The sequence below is a fragment of the Ktedonobacterales bacterium genome (assembly GCA_036557285.1).
Classification (GTDB): domain Bacteria; phylum Chloroflexota; class Ktedonobacteria; order Ktedonobacterales; family DATBGS01; genus DATBHW01.
This window is the reverse complement of record DATBHW010000076.1, coordinates 95,727-110,653: the sequence shown is the minus strand read 5'-3', so window position 1 is coordinate 110,653 and position 14,927 is coordinate 95,727. Positions and strand designations below refer to the sequence as shown.

Annotated in this window: 10 protein-coding genes; 7 read left to right on the top strand and 3 right to left on the bottom strand. The window is 58.6% G+C overall.

What is annotated here, in order from left to right:
• Positions 1-440 precede the first annotated feature (440 nt).
• From VH599_20925 to VH599_20915, 3 genes are all read right to left on the bottom strand, one after another.
• Positions 441-1,034: a hypothetical protein gene (locus VH599_20925; protein ID HEY7350786.1), complete on the bottom strand. Its 594-nt coding sequence runs from the start codon at positions 1,032-1,034 to the stop codon at positions 441-443.
• A 471-nt stretch (positions 1,035-1,505) separates the two neighbouring features.
• Entirely contained in the window at positions 1,506-2,204 is a 699-nt protein-coding gene (locus VH599_20920) for a response regulator transcription factor (GenBank protein ID HEY7350785.1), read from the bottom strand.
• Positions 2,201-3,535, bottom strand: a complete 1,335-nt coding sequence (locus VH599_20915) for a sensor histidine kinase (GenBank protein ID HEY7350784.1) — start codon at positions 3,533-3,535, stop codon at positions 2,201-2,203. Before VH599_20915 ends, VH599_20920 begins: the two co-directional genes overlap by 4 nt.
• 297 nt (positions 3,536-3,832) lie before the next feature.
• On the opposite strand from VH599_20915, the gene VH599_20910 reads away from it, so the two are divergent.
• The 7 genes from VH599_20910 to VH599_20880 all read left to right on the top strand — a co-directional run bounded on the left by VH599_20910 (position 3,833) and on the right by VH599_20880 (position 14,904).
• Complete coding sequence (locus VH599_20910; GenBank protein HEY7350783.1) at positions 3,833-4,813, top strand: ABC transporter ATP-binding protein; 981 nt, start codon at positions 3,833-3,835, stop codon at positions 4,811-4,813.
• Between the two features lie 31 nt (positions 4,814-4,844).
• Positions 4,845-5,924: an ABC transporter permease gene (locus tag VH599_20905; GenBank protein ID HEY7350782.1), complete on the top strand. Its 1,080-nt coding sequence runs from the start codon at positions 4,845-4,847 to the stop codon at positions 5,922-5,924.
• A gap of 260 nt (positions 5,925-6,184) precedes the next feature.
• A complete protein-coding gene (locus VH599_20900) occupies positions 6,185-9,574 on the top strand; it encodes an AAA family ATPase (GenBank protein HEY7350781.1) in 3,390 nt (1,129 codons plus the stop codon).
• A 197-nt stretch (positions 9,575-9,771) separates the two neighbouring features.
• Complete coding sequence (locus VH599_20895; protein ID HEY7350780.1) at positions 9,772-10,014, top strand: sulfurtransferase TusA family protein; 243 nt, start codon at positions 9,772-9,774, stop codon at positions 10,012-10,014.
• 58 nt (positions 10,015-10,072) lie between these two features.
• Entirely contained in the window at positions 10,073-10,432 is a 360-nt protein-coding gene (locus VH599_20890) for a DsrE family protein (GenBank protein HEY7350779.1), read from the top strand.
• Between the two features lie 124 nt (positions 10,433-10,556).
• The gene (locus VH599_20885) at positions 10,557-11,174 is read left to right on the top strand and encodes a DinB family protein (protein HEY7350778.1); all 618 of its coding nucleotides are present in this window, start codon (positions 10,557-10,559) and stop codon (positions 11,172-11,174) included.
• Between the two features lie 643 nt (positions 11,175-11,817).
• A complete protein-coding gene (locus tag VH599_20880; GenBank protein ID HEY7350777.1) occupies positions 11,818-14,904 on the top strand; it encodes a LuxR C-terminal-related transcriptional regulator in 3,087 nt (1,028 codons plus the stop codon).
• The last annotated feature ends 23 nt before the right edge of the window (positions 14,905-14,927 follow it).

The window sequence follows — 14,927 nt, the reverse complement described above, 5'->3', positions numbered from 1 at the left end:
CATCGTTTTGGCGCTACATCGTGCTCGACGCTGCCGGTACCGCCGACGTCCCTTCGGGAAGGGCTTCGCCAGAGCCGCTTGACCGCGCTGGGCGCGGCCATTCTCGCTCCCGTTGGTCGCTCGCGCGTCTCTGCCGCTTGCCTCCCCCTGCGGGGAGCGGCCCTTGCGGGAACTGGGTTCCCGCACTCTCCCTCGCTGCGCTCGGTCGCGGGCCACTGCTCTGCCTCGGCATTCTCGCTCCCGTTGGTCGCTCGCGCGTCCCTCCCTGGCGGCGCAACGGTGTGCCAGGACAAACCTTGCCCTCTGAAGCCCCATGTTCCAGCAGCCCACCGATTCGCCAGCACGGAGCCTGGCGGTACACGCAGATTCGGTACTCTAGCGGTGCGCCGAAGGATTGAGCCTCCAGTCACACTCGCCCCAGCGCCCGCGCTGGCTCTCCGTCAGATAGGATACCAGATAAGCGCCTGATAAAGAGTATCCGGGTAGCAGGTTGATTGGTCGTGAAGGTTAGCGCACGCAGTCGTAGGGACGGCCTTGTAGCGATAGAGGACTGTTGTTGGCGTAAAGTCCAGATTCGTGGTATCGACTGCCAGCCAGCCTTCAGCGCCGCCACCGGAGGGGAGCGTGGTCGCCAGGTCGGAATAGTTCATTGCGATCTCGCTGGCCGATGGCGAGCCGAGTTGGGCTATCCCAATATTGTTTGGTGGCGCAGCCTGTCTGTTGCCACTGACGATGAATTGATGCACATCGCTCGTGCCTCGGATGGTGAGAGCCGTCTTCGCGGTATTCTCGATCTTGAAATGGAACAGCCAGCGTGGCCCGTTCTTGATGATCTGGACCAGCGTGACTGCCATCCCCTCATCGGTGGTTTGCGTTGCGCCCATCCCAGAAGGTTGGGGAGTATAGCGGGTAACGATGGGAGTAGGATTGATAATTCCTACTAGCCCTGTCGCGGCAAAGGTGGTACCCCCGGCCAGTGCCAGGAGCAGGGCGGCTAATCCGATCACAAGATAGCGGCGTCGAATAAAAATCACATCTTGCCTCCTTTCTGCACGCTGGGGTATTAGATGATGTCGTGATAGTAGTATAGACACAGGTCATATGGGCGTTGCGGGGCGGCGTGTGCTGTATGCAGGGGGAGAAGGGCGATGCTTATGGCGAACAGGGCAACGAGGGGTAGCAGAGGTACAGCAATCCTATCCGAGTGCTTGTGGCGCATATCAACGATATCCTTCCGTGTAAGTCTCACTATCCTGAAGTCTTGGTCCTGCCTGGCGCGCTCCTCCTTTCTCCAATAATCTCAAGAGAACAAAGCAGCCTTTTAATCTAGAGGAAGTATAGCAGCAACCGGGTACATTGTCAAGAGTTTTGTTAGTTTCTTTCCAGTCTAGCAATCAGATCCTTTCTTGCTCACCTGTCAATCGGAAGGGAGTGAAGCTGTAGCACAGTCCTGGAGAGATAACGTCAATACCAGGAGTTCTTTGGAGGCTCCTGTTACCACAAAGCTAGGAATAATGCGGCGGAAGATGCTCGCGCGCGTAGAGGGCTGCCTGGGTGCGATCTCTCAGCCCAAGTTTCGAGAGAATATTTGTCATATGGTTTTTAACCGTACCCTCGGTGATAAACAGAGCTTCGCCAATCTCGCGGTTAGACGCGCCTGTGGCAACCAGCTTGAGAATCTCGCGCTCGCGTTCCGTGAGGTCTTCGACATAAGCCAGCGCCGCCGAAGTGGCGGCGGAGGGCGGTGACTTGGGCGCCGCTGGCTGGGCCAGCGCCGCAAAGACTTTGCCCGCGATATGTGGCTGGAGCAGTACCTCACCACGCGCGGCGGCGCGAATGGCGTTGATGAGCTGTTCGGAACTGCTGTCCTTGAGCAGATAACCCAATGCGCCCGCGCGCAAACCCTGATAGATCAGGTCGTCATCATCAAAGGTTGTCAGGATCACGATATGGGTTTCAGGCCAGCGTGCCTTCAGGGCGTGAATGGCCGCGATGCCATCCATGCGCGGCATGCGAATATCCATCAGGATGACATCTGGCGGTGTCTGGCTGGTGTGCAACCGTTCGACAAAGGCCAGCGCGCTCTCGCCATCGCCAGCCATACCCACCACTTCTATATCTGGCTCTAATTCGAGGAGCTTGCGAAAGCCTTCGCGCAGCAGCGCCTGGTCGTCTACAATCAGCACACGCAGCCGTTGATTCATCCTCGCGCTCCTTGCATGGACTCCAGGCGCGCCGAGGTGTTCGCGCTCTGCGTTGATAATACCTGTATCCTGACCGTGACCCGATAGCCAGCCGGTGTCGCCGGGCCGTATGTCACCTGGCCGCCCAGGAGTTCAACGCGCTCACAGAGACCTGGCAAGCCAAATCCACCTGATTTCTGCGCGGCGCTGCCCTGCTCAGCGTCGCCAGCATTGTCAGGAACGGCGAGAGGGCCACGTCCATTATCCAGCGCCAGCAGTTCCAGCCAGCCATCCTCATAGCGCAGGCGCACCAGTGCTTTGCTGGCCTGCGCGTGCTTGCGCACGTTTGTGAGTGCTTCCTGTGCTGCTCGATAGAGCGTCAACTGAACATCCGGCGAGAGCGGCGGCAGTTCAGCCTCAAGATCAAGCGTTAACGCTGTCCCCGGCGCGGCGTGCTTAAACTCGTTCCCCAACTGGGTCAGTGCCTGGGCCAGAGTGAGCGTGGCTATTCCAGCCGGACGGAGCGTCGCCACAGCGTTGCGCACTTCCTGCATGGATTGCGCGGCTACATGGCGGGCTTCAGCGATTTCGGCCTCCAGACGGGATGGATCGCGCTTCACCAGCTTGCTGATAGTCTCAAGCTGTACATTCAGGATCGTCAGGTAATGGCCCAGCGTATCGTGAATCTCGCGGGCAACGCGGGTGCGCTCGCGGGCAATGGTCAATTCCTCCACCTGTGTAGAGTAGCTGCGCAGTTGCGCGTGCGCCGCTTCAAGTTGGCCTCTGGACAGTTCCACCTCTTGCAGCAGCCGCTCGGCGCGTTCCTTTTGCGCCAGCAGCAGATTCATCAGCAGCGAGAACCCGCTTACGAAACTAAGAGCGGCGAGCAGGTTAGCCAGACTTGCCAGCAGGTTGAGTGACCAGCGCCAATCATCGAGGAAAGCCAGGTTGAGAATGATCGCTCCGTAAAGAAGCAGAGCAGCGGTGATGGCCGGGCGTGCGGAAAACAAGGAGAAAAAGATAGAAGCCGTCACCATATAGATGAGCCAATCCCAATCTATGCCGGTACGGCTCAGCAGGCCACTGCTCACTGTCAAAGCTGAGAGGATGAGCGCGTAGACGGGCAGCGAGAAACGCAGATCGGTTTTATACCCCCGCAGCAGCAGCCAGAATGCGGCGCAGTAGAGAAGCTGTAAGGCGGTGAAAGCGAGAAAGTTGCCCAACGTCAGGGGAGTTGCCAGCAGAATGGCGAGCAAGTACCCGATTACAAGCGTGCCAAATGCTGTGATGTTCACCAGTTTCATCAGTTTATCAGAAGGGACTGAAACGCTATGGGCTGGCTGGCTGGACATAAGCAAGCTCCTTACTGAGAGGAGGGAAAGCGTTCTACACGTACCTGCCTCATCCACGCTTATTATAGCCCAAAGGCGGCGCGGTTGAGATGTGAAGAAAGATAGAGCCTGAAGCGGCGAGTCATAGGCGCGGAACCATGACCCGTGACTCGAGTCATGGGGGAAGGGAATAGGGTTGCCAAAAAGAGATGACCTGAATGATGACCAGGCGCACATCTGCCTGGACGAGAGGGCAGCTATACTCGGCTATAGAAAGCACGAAGGGCTGCGCCCTCCGTTTTCAGAAAGGGGCATGAGATGTCGCAAGAAACGGCAGCAGCAGCGGAATCGGCTGCCGAAACATCGGCTGTTGGTGAACTAATGGTAGATGTGCGCAATCTGGTCAAGCGTTATCAACAGAAAGCCGTTGTCAGAGGTGTTTCTTTCGGTGTGCGGCGCGGTGAAATCTTTGGGCTGCTTGGCCCAAATGGGGCAGGCAAAACAACTACGCTGGAAATGATCGAAGGTATCCGCGCGCCTGATGAGGGTACGGCGGTGATCGCGGGCCTGGACATCCGCCGCCAGAAGCGCGCTGTGCAGCGCATCATTGGCGTGCAATTGCAGGCAACCTCGCTCTTTCCAGAATTGACGGTGCAGGAAACCGTTCAGTTCTTCGGCTCGCTCTATCCCAGGGCGCAGCGGGCCAAAGACCTGCTGCGCCTGGTGGCACTGGAAGAGAAAGCCAGAGCCGCTCCAGACGATCTTTCGGGCGGCCAGTGGCAACGGCTGGCGCTGGCGCTGGCGCTGGTGAACGACCCGCAGGTCGTGTTTCTGGATGAGCCTACCGCTGGCCTGGACCCTCAGAGCCGCCGCATGTTGTGGGATACCGTTCTCAACCTGCGCGAACGTGGGAAGACGATCATCATTACGACTCACTATATGGATGAGGCTCAAGCCCTCTGTGACCGGATCGCCATTATGGACGAGGGCCAGATCATCGCGCTGGATACCGCCGCCGGATTGATTGGACGCCTGGGCGCGCGGGCGACGATTGATTGCCACCTGGACGGCGCGGCTCTCGGCGCTGAACTAGGCGAACTGCCAGGCGTGGGCAAAGTGCGCGCGGCCAATGGGCGCTTTGCCCTTCAGACCAGCCAGATGGAGCCAACCCTGCTGGCGCTGCTGGATTATGCCACGCAGCGAGGTATTGCCCTGACCGATCTGCAAGTGCGCACGCCCACACTGGAAGACGTTTTTCTCGATCTGACCGGGCGCGAGCTTCGTCCTGAGCAGGCGTAGGGATATTCATATAGTCAAAAGGGGAACAATCATGGCTACTTTTTTCTCGCTGTTTCGCGCCAACTTTCTGATGGTGCTGCGTCAGCGTGCGGTTATCATTTCCAGCCTGGGCTTGTCGGTCATCTCTGTGCTGATTTTCGGCTTTTTGTTCGGGGATAACGGCGCGGCCCGCATCCAGTTGGGCGTGGTCGATCAAGACCATTCGCCCACCTCAGCCCAGGTCATCAGCGAGCTTCAGAAGACCAACTCACTCCAGGTGTATACAGGCAGCCAGGCTGGAGAAGAGCAAGCCCTGATCGCTGGCAAGCGTGACGCCGTTATCATCATGGCTCCTGGCTTCGGCGCTGGGGTGCTGCATGGCGGCGCGCATCTCAAGGTCATTTACAATCAGGCTGATCCCGTCACCGCCGCCTCTACTAAACTGGCGGTGAGTTCCATTGTTGATGGCATCAATCGCGCTGCTGCCAATCAGCCTGGCCTGGTGACGCTGGATGAGCAGGGTGTTTCGGTGAAAAGCCTGCGCACCATTGATTTTGTCGCCCCCGGCATGGTGGGGATGCTGCTGATGTGGGCCAATCTGAGCGTTGCCGTTCAACTGGTCTTCTGGCGCGAGCAGGGCATCACGAAGCGCCTGGCGGCTACTCCGCTGGCTCCGATTGCCATGATCGGCGCACAATTGCTGGCCCGTCTGCTGCTCTCCGTTATTCAGGAGGTTGTGCTGATCGCCCTGGCGGTCTGGATTTTCAACGTCCATATCTACGGTAATATTGGCTTACTGGCATTGGTCATTGTGTTGGGGGCGTTGATGATGCTGTCCTTTGGCTTTGCCGTTGCAGGGTTCTTCAAGAAATCGCAGGCGGCCAACGCGGCTATTCTGCTGGTCAGCTTCCCCATGATGTTCCTGGGCGGCTCGTACTTCCCGGTCAGCCAGATTACAGGCTTCCTGCAAGGCGTCATTCGCGCTATGCCGCTCTTCTATCTCGATGACGCGCTGCGCCAGATCATCAACAACGGCGCAGGCTGGGCAGCCATCCAGACCAGTGTGCTGATTCTGGCGGCCTGGATTATCGGCTCCCTGCTTCTCACCTGGCGGGCCTTTCGCTGGCAATGATGGGTGAGGAGTTCAGCAGGGGCAAGGCCAGGGTCGCCAGGTGTAACGTGTGACTTTGCAGTACAGGCCGATTTGGAAACACTCACTGGGCGTTTCCACGCCATGCTATACTTGATGGTGGAATGACTACCCTTATCAGTCTTTGCTGGCGTAAATGACGGTTGGTGCAGCTTCCTGCCGGAGGATCACCTCAAGTGGCATCACCTTCTCCTTGCATTTTCCTCCTCGGTCGCTTCGAGGTAACGCATGGGGAGCGAAGTGTGCCCGCCTCTGCCTGGACACGGCGGAAGGCAGCGACACTGCTTCAGCGGCTGGCAGCCGAGCAGCGGCTCTTGAAAGAGCAGGCCATCGAGTTACTCTGGCCGGAGGGGGATCCCCTTGCTGGCGCCAACAACCTGTACCGCACGGTCCATGCCCTTCGCCAGACGCTTGATACTGCGCTTGGCGCTGGGACGGCTGAGGCTCTGTTTACCTTTCACGATGGCGTGTTTGTCCTGGCAGATGGGGTGTGGATAGATGCAGCCGTATTCGAGTCGTTGGCCCACTCCAGGGATCGGGCTGACCTGATCGCTGCTTTGCGCCTCTATACAGGTGATTTTCTCCCTGAGGACCGCTATGCCGAGTGGACGCTGATACCACGCGCCGCGCTCTCCCGTCAGCACCGCGAAGTACGCCTGGGCCTGGCCGCCTATGCCCGCGAGGCGCGTGAATACAGCGACGCCATCACCTTGCTGACCCCATTGCTGACGCGCGACCCGGCTGACGAGGTGGTACATCGTGAGTTGATGGGACTCTACGCCCTGGCAGGTCGTCGCCATGAGGCGCTCCGCCAATATCAAACCTGTGTGGAGGCCCTCTCCGCCGAACTAGCAGTGTCGCCTGATCCACAGACAACAGCACTCTACGCACGCATTGTCAGTGGCGAGCTTGCCTCATCCCCCCTCCCCGTCCATACTGGTTGGATAGCTCCTGTATCCGTCGTACCTGAAGGGGAACACGCGCTGCCGTTGGTCGGGCGCCAGAGCGAACTCGATCTGCTCCTGACACGATTGCGCTCGGCCACAAAGCCGCGCGAGCAGGTGCTGCTCCTGGCAGGAGACTCCGGGGTAGGCAAGACACGCCTGGCTCTGGAGGCGCTGCGCACCATCGCCTCCTCAGGCGTCACCACACTCTTCAGCCGGGCTTATGAACAAGAAGGACAGATGCCCTACCACCCGTTCATTGAAGCCTTTGACCGTTATCTCCTTGAGCACCATCATCGGCCTGGCGAGCATCCCATTACGCACTTTCAACGGTTGGGGGTGAGTGATCCCCAACAAGAACAGTGGGCGCTCTTTCAGGCTGCCTTGACGTTCCTGATGAAACTGGCAGCGCAAGGTCCGGTTGTGCTGCTGATTGATGATCTCCATGCTGCTGATGAGGCGAGCCTTCACCTCTTTCATTATCTGGCGCGTCAAACGCGGGCTGCTCCGGTGATGCTGCTAGCGACCTATCGAAGCGATACAGGCGCTCAGGTAACAACTCCCTTCGGCGCCCTCTTGAACGCCCTTTATCACGAACATCTTAGCGAGACGCTCAACCTGGCGCCACTGGTAAAGAGCAGTGTGGCAAGTATGATCGCTTTTCTTCTTGGCGGACAGATTTCTCTGTCTCTGCTGGAGGCCATGTTTGCCATCACCGAGGGAAACCCGTTCTTTGTTGAGGAAATTACCCGCATGCTGCTCAAGTCGGGACAGGTGGAGGAAGGTGTAGGGCAGTGGCGGCTGAAGTCAGGCGTAGAACTCCCCGTGCCGAGCGGACTCGCAGGGTTACTGCGCGAGCGCATCAGCCGTTTGGGGGCGTCAATCGAAACGGCGCTCAAGACGGCTGCGGTGGTCGGACGAGAATTTCAGTTTGATCTCCTGCGCCGCCTGGTTCCTCTCTCCGAAGGGGAGTTGCTTGATGCCCTGGATGCCGCGCTTGATAGCCACTTGCTTGAGGAGACGGTAGACGGGTACTCCTTCCACCATCCGTTGACACGTCGTGCTCTCTATGATGCGCTTACCCGCGAACGGCGGGTGCTGCTGCATACACGCACCGCTGAGGCCATCGAAGCAGCGTATGCAACCCGGTCTGAGGGGCTGTTCCCCTCTGTAGAAGCGTTGGCCTTTCACTATGAGCGCAGCGCCTGTCGTGATCATGCCATCCCATATCTCCTTCAGGCAGGGATGAAAGCAGCAGACCTCTACGCGTTCGAGGTCGCGGTAAGCTGCTTCGAGCGTGCGCTGGCGCTCATGGACGAGTTAGGAGTACATGACCCGGCCCATCGTTGGAACGTTCTGAAGGCGCTCGGCTGGTGGGGCCTTATCCTGGGGGATACCTCCCACGCCGTTACCCGTCTTGAGCAGGCGCTGACCTCACTGCCGACGACGGATTGGCAGCCGCCAGGCCGCGACCAGGCACGTATGCATCAGATGGCGGCGGTGTTGCTGCTCAACGCGGGAAAGATAGCAGAGGCGGAAAACCACTTACAGGCGGCGATAGCAATGGTTGATGAACACGAGGACGCTGACGAGTATGCCTTTGCCCTCTATCACTTTGCCGTCTTCTACTGGCATCGAGGCGAGTTTCAGCAGGCGCTGGTGGCCGCGCAGAAAAGCCTGGCTATTGCGGAACACCTCAAGAAGCCAATTTCCCTCGCTCGCGCCTATGAAATGCTGGCGTTAGTCTGTCATTCCCTGGGCGAATGGCAGCGCGGTCTCGACTTTGAGCAGCAGCGCGCTCGCTTGACTGGCCCCGAACTGGATGTCACCGAGGCTTTTGATATTCACCTGTGCCTATGGGAATATCATTTGTATGGCGATCAGGGCTATAAAGAAATAAAGCAAGCCGTACAGACGATGCTCACACAAGCTCAACGTATGGGCGCGGCGCGGGCGGTCGCGCTGTGTCACTGTTTTGATGGAACGCTTGAGTTTCAATCAGGCCATTGGGCCAGCGCAGAGGCGGCGCTGCGCAATTCTATCCAGCTCTTCCGCCAGATCGGCGCCGCCTTTGGCGAGGCGATAGCTTGCCAGCGGTTGGGGGCGCTCCTCACGGGGAGTGGCAGGATAGACGAAGGACTGGTAACGCTCTATGAGGGGCTGGACGCTGCGAAACGGGCGCTGTTGCGCGCCCATTGCCTCACCCGTGTGAACGCCTCGCTCGTGCACAACCGCCTGGCTGCGGGCGACCTTCTGGCTGCCGACCAGGCTCTGAACCTGGGGCTGACGATGAGCGAGCGTCATGGGAATTGCTCCACCTGTTATTCGCTGTTGCTTCCGGCGGCGATCAGCCTGCGCATAGCACAGGGCAATCTGGAGGAGGCGCTGCGCTTTTGCCTCCAACTAGACCAGGCAGCAGCAAAGTATGCCAGCCACATGTGGGTGGCGATGGCGCATCAAGCGCATGGCGAACTGGCGGCGGCCCAGGGAAAACATCAGGACGCCTTAAACGATTTTGCAAACGCCCTGTCCAGTTTCCGCTCTGCCGGAAACGAGTATGAGACCGCGCGCTGCTTAACCGCTATTGCAAGCATTCATCTCACCTGGAGGGCCGCTGGCGATGCCCAACTAGCCCGGAAAGCTCAGGAGGAAGCACAGCAGATTTTCGAGAGATTGGGTGTCGTCTGACCCCTCGTCACAGACGCTCTATTTTGCAGGCCGGAACACCTGTTCCGGCCTTTTTCTATGGAGTTTTACAAAAGAAGGGCAAAGTAAGACCAAAGTAAGAATTTTGGGAGATGGAAAGGTTATCCTCCAGGTAAATTGATTGTGCTGAGGGTTCAGGCAACCCTGCTCAAACAGCCAGGAAAGGAAATGCACCTCAAATGAACGAACGCGCCGACTCCAGCTTGCAAGCAGATGCCTTCTATGATGCTGGGGATCGCGGCTGTGCCAGTGGCGCCCTGGACGCCATCGCCGATTGCATGCGTCGTCTGGCATCCAACCAGACCCTGGAGATTCGGGCGACTGATCCCAGCGTGACGGTTGATCTGACCGCCTGGTGCCGACTGACCGGCCATAGCCTGGTCCTGCACGCGGGCGACCGTTATCTCATTCGCCATAAGTAAGAGGAGTTGGGGGTCGTTGTGGCTCTCAGAACACCAGCAAGAGCACAGGAGGATACCAATGGGACACGTTATGGTTCACAACACTTGTGGGAAAGAAGACGCTGAGCGGGCGTCGCTGGCCCTGGTGGTCGGTAATACCGCGCTCTCTTCCAGGCAAGAGGCCACGCTGCTGCTGACCCTGGAGGGCGTGCGCGTCGCCACCCAGGGCTATGCTGAAGGGGTGCAGGCTCAGGATTTCCAGCCGCTCAAGGACTTGATTCAGCAATTTACAACCAGAGGTGGGAAAATCTGGGTCTGTGGCGCGTGCGCGAAGCCACGCCAGATTACGCAAGAGCATCTGGTAGAAGGGGCGCAGATCATCGGCGCGGCCACTGCCGTCGAGGCGCTGGTCAACGGAGCACAGTCCCTCAGTTTCTGAGGAGGCGCTGCGCCGGACGCAGATAATCTCTCTGCCTGAGAGAACTTCAACCGATGACCAGACAACAAGGACAGCCAGCAGAGATGCTCCTTGGGAGCATCTCTGCCACAAGGAGCCAATCGCCATGCAATCGCCAGAGTTGTTGCTGCGCCAATGTGCCAGCGTCAACGCGATCTTCCATGCCGTCGCCGATGATCTCTCCCTTGAGGAGTGGACCACGCGCATCGTGCCAGAGACGAATCTGCTTGGCTTTGATCTTTGGCACGTTGCCAGAACCCAGGACTGGGCGCTGCACACCCTGATCTGCGGAGTGCCGGAGGTCATCAGCGACCCGCAGTGGGCAGGCAAAGGCGCGTTGACCACGCCTGGCATCGGTGTCGGGATGACTCAGTTAGAAGCCGATCAGCTTGCCCACCAGGTGACGAAAGGCGATGTGATCGCCTATGGGGATGCGGTCCATGTGCGGCTACTTACCTGGCTGTCGGCCCTCGATGAGCAGACCCTGGATGAGATGCCAGATGTGCTGGCGCACTATCAGACGCATCCAGAATATCTGACGCCTGCGATGCAAGCTGAAGTACCCTGGGTTACAGAACACCCGTCCGTCTGGCGCTGCCTGATGCCCGGCCTGGGCCATGTCAGAGATCATCTGGCTGAAGCGGACCTGCTGAAACGCTTCTGGCGACATCAGCAGCACTTCAGCGCCAGCAGCCGCGAGCATACAACACCTGGAAAACGCTAATTGCTCCGCTTGCGAAGCGCGCGTCTCGCGCAAGAGCGGTAAGGAACCCCATTTCTTGCCCTCGCAGGTTGTAGGAGACTGAATAATAAAGCAGCTCAGGAGGGCGCGTGTCGGCTCAGCAGCGAATTCACAACCTCTGCTGCCTGGTCGCTCTGGTCGAGGTCTGGAATGCACGGCCAGAGGAGTACTTCGTGGTTCTAGCAAACATGAGGTGTTGGCAAGCGAGGCATGGTACTTGTAGCGCCGCCTTCCAGGCGGCCACCGTTGCGCCAGGGCGAGCGTTGCCCTGCGGGCCACCGCACCAACGGGCCAGCGTTGAGCCGCCAGGAGGGACGCGCGAGCGACCACCGGGAGCGAGACTGCCGAGGCCCAGCCGAGGCAAGCGGCCCTTCCCGAAGGGGGGCGGCGCTACAAGTGGCAACCCCCGATAGATGGTGGAACTGTACTTCGTCCTGGAGCTGGAATAGCACATTGACGTACCCGTCTCTCTCAGGTATGCTGCTAGCATGGGTATTTTCTGTTGAGAGGTGGGTAATTCTTTGGGTAAAACTATTACCCAGTCCTTCTCACTGTTTTCATACTTCAGCGATCTCTTAACCTGAAGAGGAAGGCATCTCTATGGGAACATCAGGAGGATAGACTCATGGCACGCCATCTGATTGCGCGAGTGGTTAACGATCAATTCATCCCGCTTGATGCTTCTGGGAGCGAACTGCCTGAAATTACCGTAGGAACGGATGCCTGGTATACCTGGCTGAACGCTTGTGAGAGCCAGTCCTTTGCCTATCATACTGCCTCTGGCGCATTGACGGCCCGGCGCGAGTTACGGCATGGCTGCTGGTACTGGTATGCCTACCGCGCTCAGCATGGGAAGCTGGGCAAGGTGTACCTTGGAAAAGCAGAGGAACTTTCATCGCAACGCCTGGCTGAAGCCCTCAAAAAACTCACTCTGCCCCGCACCTTGCCAGCAGATGGTCGGAACACCGGGGATGATCTCCCGATCCTGGAACAACCGATGGTCTTGCTCACGACGAAGAGAGCGATTCCATCCCCTCCCCCCCACCTGGTCACACGTCCACGCTTGCTACAGGTATTACAACAAGGCGCTGTGAGGTCGCTTACACTGGTCTGCGCCCCCGCTGGATTTGGCAAAACGACTCTCTTAGGTGAATGGGCTATCGCTCGTGGGCGTTCAGTAGCCTGGCTTTCCCTGGATGAAGAGGATAATGACCCACGCCGTTTTCTTGCCTACCTGATTGGGGCGCTCCAGAAGCCACATCCAGTGCTGGGCAGTACAATCCGCAACACATGCTCCCTTGCTTCGCAGGATTCACTAACCGAAGCTATGATGGTGTTGCTCAACGAACTCGCCACTCTGCCCACAGCAGTGACCATCATCCTTGATAATTATCATGTCATCGAGCATGAGGCGATCCACGCCGCGCTTAAGATGGCGCTTGATCACCTCCCCGCACACGTCCATCTGATGATCGCCAGCCGCCATGAGCCGCCTTTTCCCCTCGCGCGATTACGCGCCTCTGGAAAGCTCATCGAACTCAGTGCCGCTGCGCTCCGTTTTACTCATGAGGAGGTCGAGACATGGTTCACCTCTGCGGTGGAACGCGCGTTGGGGCCAGCAGAGATTACTATCCTGCGCCAGCGAACGGAGGGCTGGATTGCAGGCTTGCAACTGGCTGCGGTTGCTCTGCAAGAAGAGGATAACCTTGCCCGTTTTGTGGCGAGCTTTGCTGGAAACCATCAGTACGTCCTGGCCTACCTGCTTGAAGAGATACTTGAACCCCAGCCCGCATACATTCGGTCTTTCCTGCTGCATACATCCATTCTTGAGAGCTTAAATAGCTCGCTGTGCTGTGCTGTAGCTGACCAGGAGGATGCACAGAGCGTGCTGGAGTATCTGGAGCGAGCGAACCTGTTCCTCTTCCCACAGGCTGAGCAAGGTGGCTGGTATCGTTACCACCAACTCTTTGCCGAGGCGCTCCGCCATCAGCTTGAGCGCACCCAGCCAGAATTGGTCCCCATCCTCCACGCACGCGCCAGCCAGTGGTTTGAGGCGCGCGGCTGCCCCAAAGACGCCATCAGGCATTCCCTGGAAGCACGAGATTTCGAGCGTGCAGCAGGGCTGATCGAGCAGGCAGCAGAGGGTTTTATCAGGATTGGAGAAATCACCACCTTGCAGCATTGGCTGGCCGCATTGCCCAATGCGGTGGTCCGCGCCAGCCCCCGCCTCTGCATTACTGCTGCTTGGCTCTCGTTTATCACCTCCGAAGTCGCTCTATTTTTCTCCTGGGTAGATGCTGCCGAGCAGGCGCTACAGGTGAGACAGGAAACGCTGCCTCTGGCAACCGCTGTCGCTTTGCAAGGGGAGATCGCCGCGCTGCGTGCCATCTATGCGCTTTCGTCTAATGACGTTGCCAGCGCCATCGCCACCTGTCGGCAGGCGCTTCAGCATCTGCCGACAGAAAGCCTATATCCACGTAGTCTGGTCTTGCTGATTCTGGGGATTGCCTATTCCAGAGGGGGGAGTGTGAGTGCTGGAACAAAAGCCATCATGGAGGCGAGCAGCCGCCTCCAGGTCACGGGCCACGCACTCCTGTACCCATACGGCCTGGCGCTCCAGGCTGAGCTGTTTATGGCACAAGGCTCCACTTCCCAGGCGGCGAAGATTTACCAACAGGTACTCACCCTTGCTCCAGAGCAGGATGTCCCCTCTCTTTTGGCGACAGGGGCGGCTCATGTTGGCCTGAGCTATTTGTTCTGGGAGTGGAATAATTTAGATGCAGCCCGGCAGCATTTGCTGCAAGCCTGGGATAGAGGGCTGCAAATACAGAGCGGAAATATCCTGAGCAATAGCGCGCTCCTCCTCGCCCTGGTCTCGCAAGCGCAAGGAAATAGAGAAGCAGCAGATTTGTGGTTGCAACAAACCGAGATTATCTGCCAGAAAGCAGGACACGTTGAGTCTCTTGCTGCTGTGGCCGCAGGCCGCGCCAGACTCTCTCTGGCAGCGGGTCGTATGGAAGAAGCCCTGATCTGGATGCGTGGGCGCGCTGATTTCCTCGAAGACCCGAATAACACACGTAGCGAGTTTGAACAATTGACGCTGGCGCGCGTACTCATTGCGGTCGGTCGTGTCGGCGCTGATGAATCCGCTGTGCAGCGCGCTCGCGCGCTGTTGGAGCGTTTGCGCGCCGCCGCCGAGGCAGCAGGAAGGGTGAGATCGCTGCTGGAGGCCCTGGCTCTGCAAGCCCTGGCGCTCCAACTTCAGGGTGACAATGCAGGCGCTCTCGCGGCGCTGGGTCGAGCGGTGTCTCTCGCCGAGCCAGGACGGTACATCCGCCTGTTTTTGGGCGAGGGAGAGCCGATGTCCAGGCTTTTGCGGCAACTGCTAGAGCAGTACCGAACACAGAAGACGACAGGACAGAAGCTCAGCCGGGTCTATCTCTCCAATTTACTCAAGGTGTTTGCGCACCCGGAGACATCTTCCCTGCCAACGTCCCCAACGCAGGTCCAGCCACTGTTTGATCCCTTGAGTTGGCGCGAGCGTGAAGTGCTGCGGCTGATGGCTTCTGGGCGCAAAAACCGGGAGATTGCTGAAGAGTTGGTAGTGGTCACTGGAACCGTCAAATCCCATATCAACACGATCTACGCGAAGCTGGGAGTGACCAACCGGGTCCAGGCTGTTGCCTACGCGCACACACTGGGTCTCCTCTAATTCCGTTCCCCCCCACTGAGCGG

Bases quoted from the DNA above. Each gene is read 5' to 3' on its own strand.
- VH599_20920 (HEY7350785.1), bottom strand. From the start codon at position 2,204: ATGAATCAACGGCTGCGTGTGCTGATTGTAGACGACCAGGCGCTGCTG.
- VH599_20910 (HEY7350783.1), top strand. From the start codon at position 3,833: ATGTCGCAAGAAACGGCAGCAGCAGCGGAATCGGCTGCCGAAACATCG.
- VH599_20890 (HEY7350779.1), top strand. From the start codon at position 10,073: ATGGGACACGTTATGGTTCACAACACTTGTGGGAAAGAAGACGCTGAG.
- VH599_20885 (HEY7350778.1), top strand. From the start codon at position 10,557: ATGCAATCGCCAGAGTTGTTGCTGCGCCAATGTGCCAGCGTCAACGCG.
- VH599_20905 (HEY7350782.1), top strand. From the start codon at position 4,845: ATGGCTACTTTTTTCTCGCTGTTTCGCGCCAACTTTCTGATGGTGCTG.
- VH599_20880 (HEY7350777.1), top strand. From the start codon at position 11,818: ATGGCACGCCATCTGATTGCGCGAGTGGTTAACGATCAATTCATCCCG.
- VH599_20895 (HEY7350780.1), top strand. From the start codon at position 9,772: ATGAACGAACGCGCCGACTCCAGCTTGCAAGCAGATGCCTTCTATGAT.
- VH599_20915 (HEY7350784.1), bottom strand. From the start codon at position 3,535: ATGTCCAGCCAGCCAGCCCATAGCGTTTCAGTCCCTTCTGATAAACTG.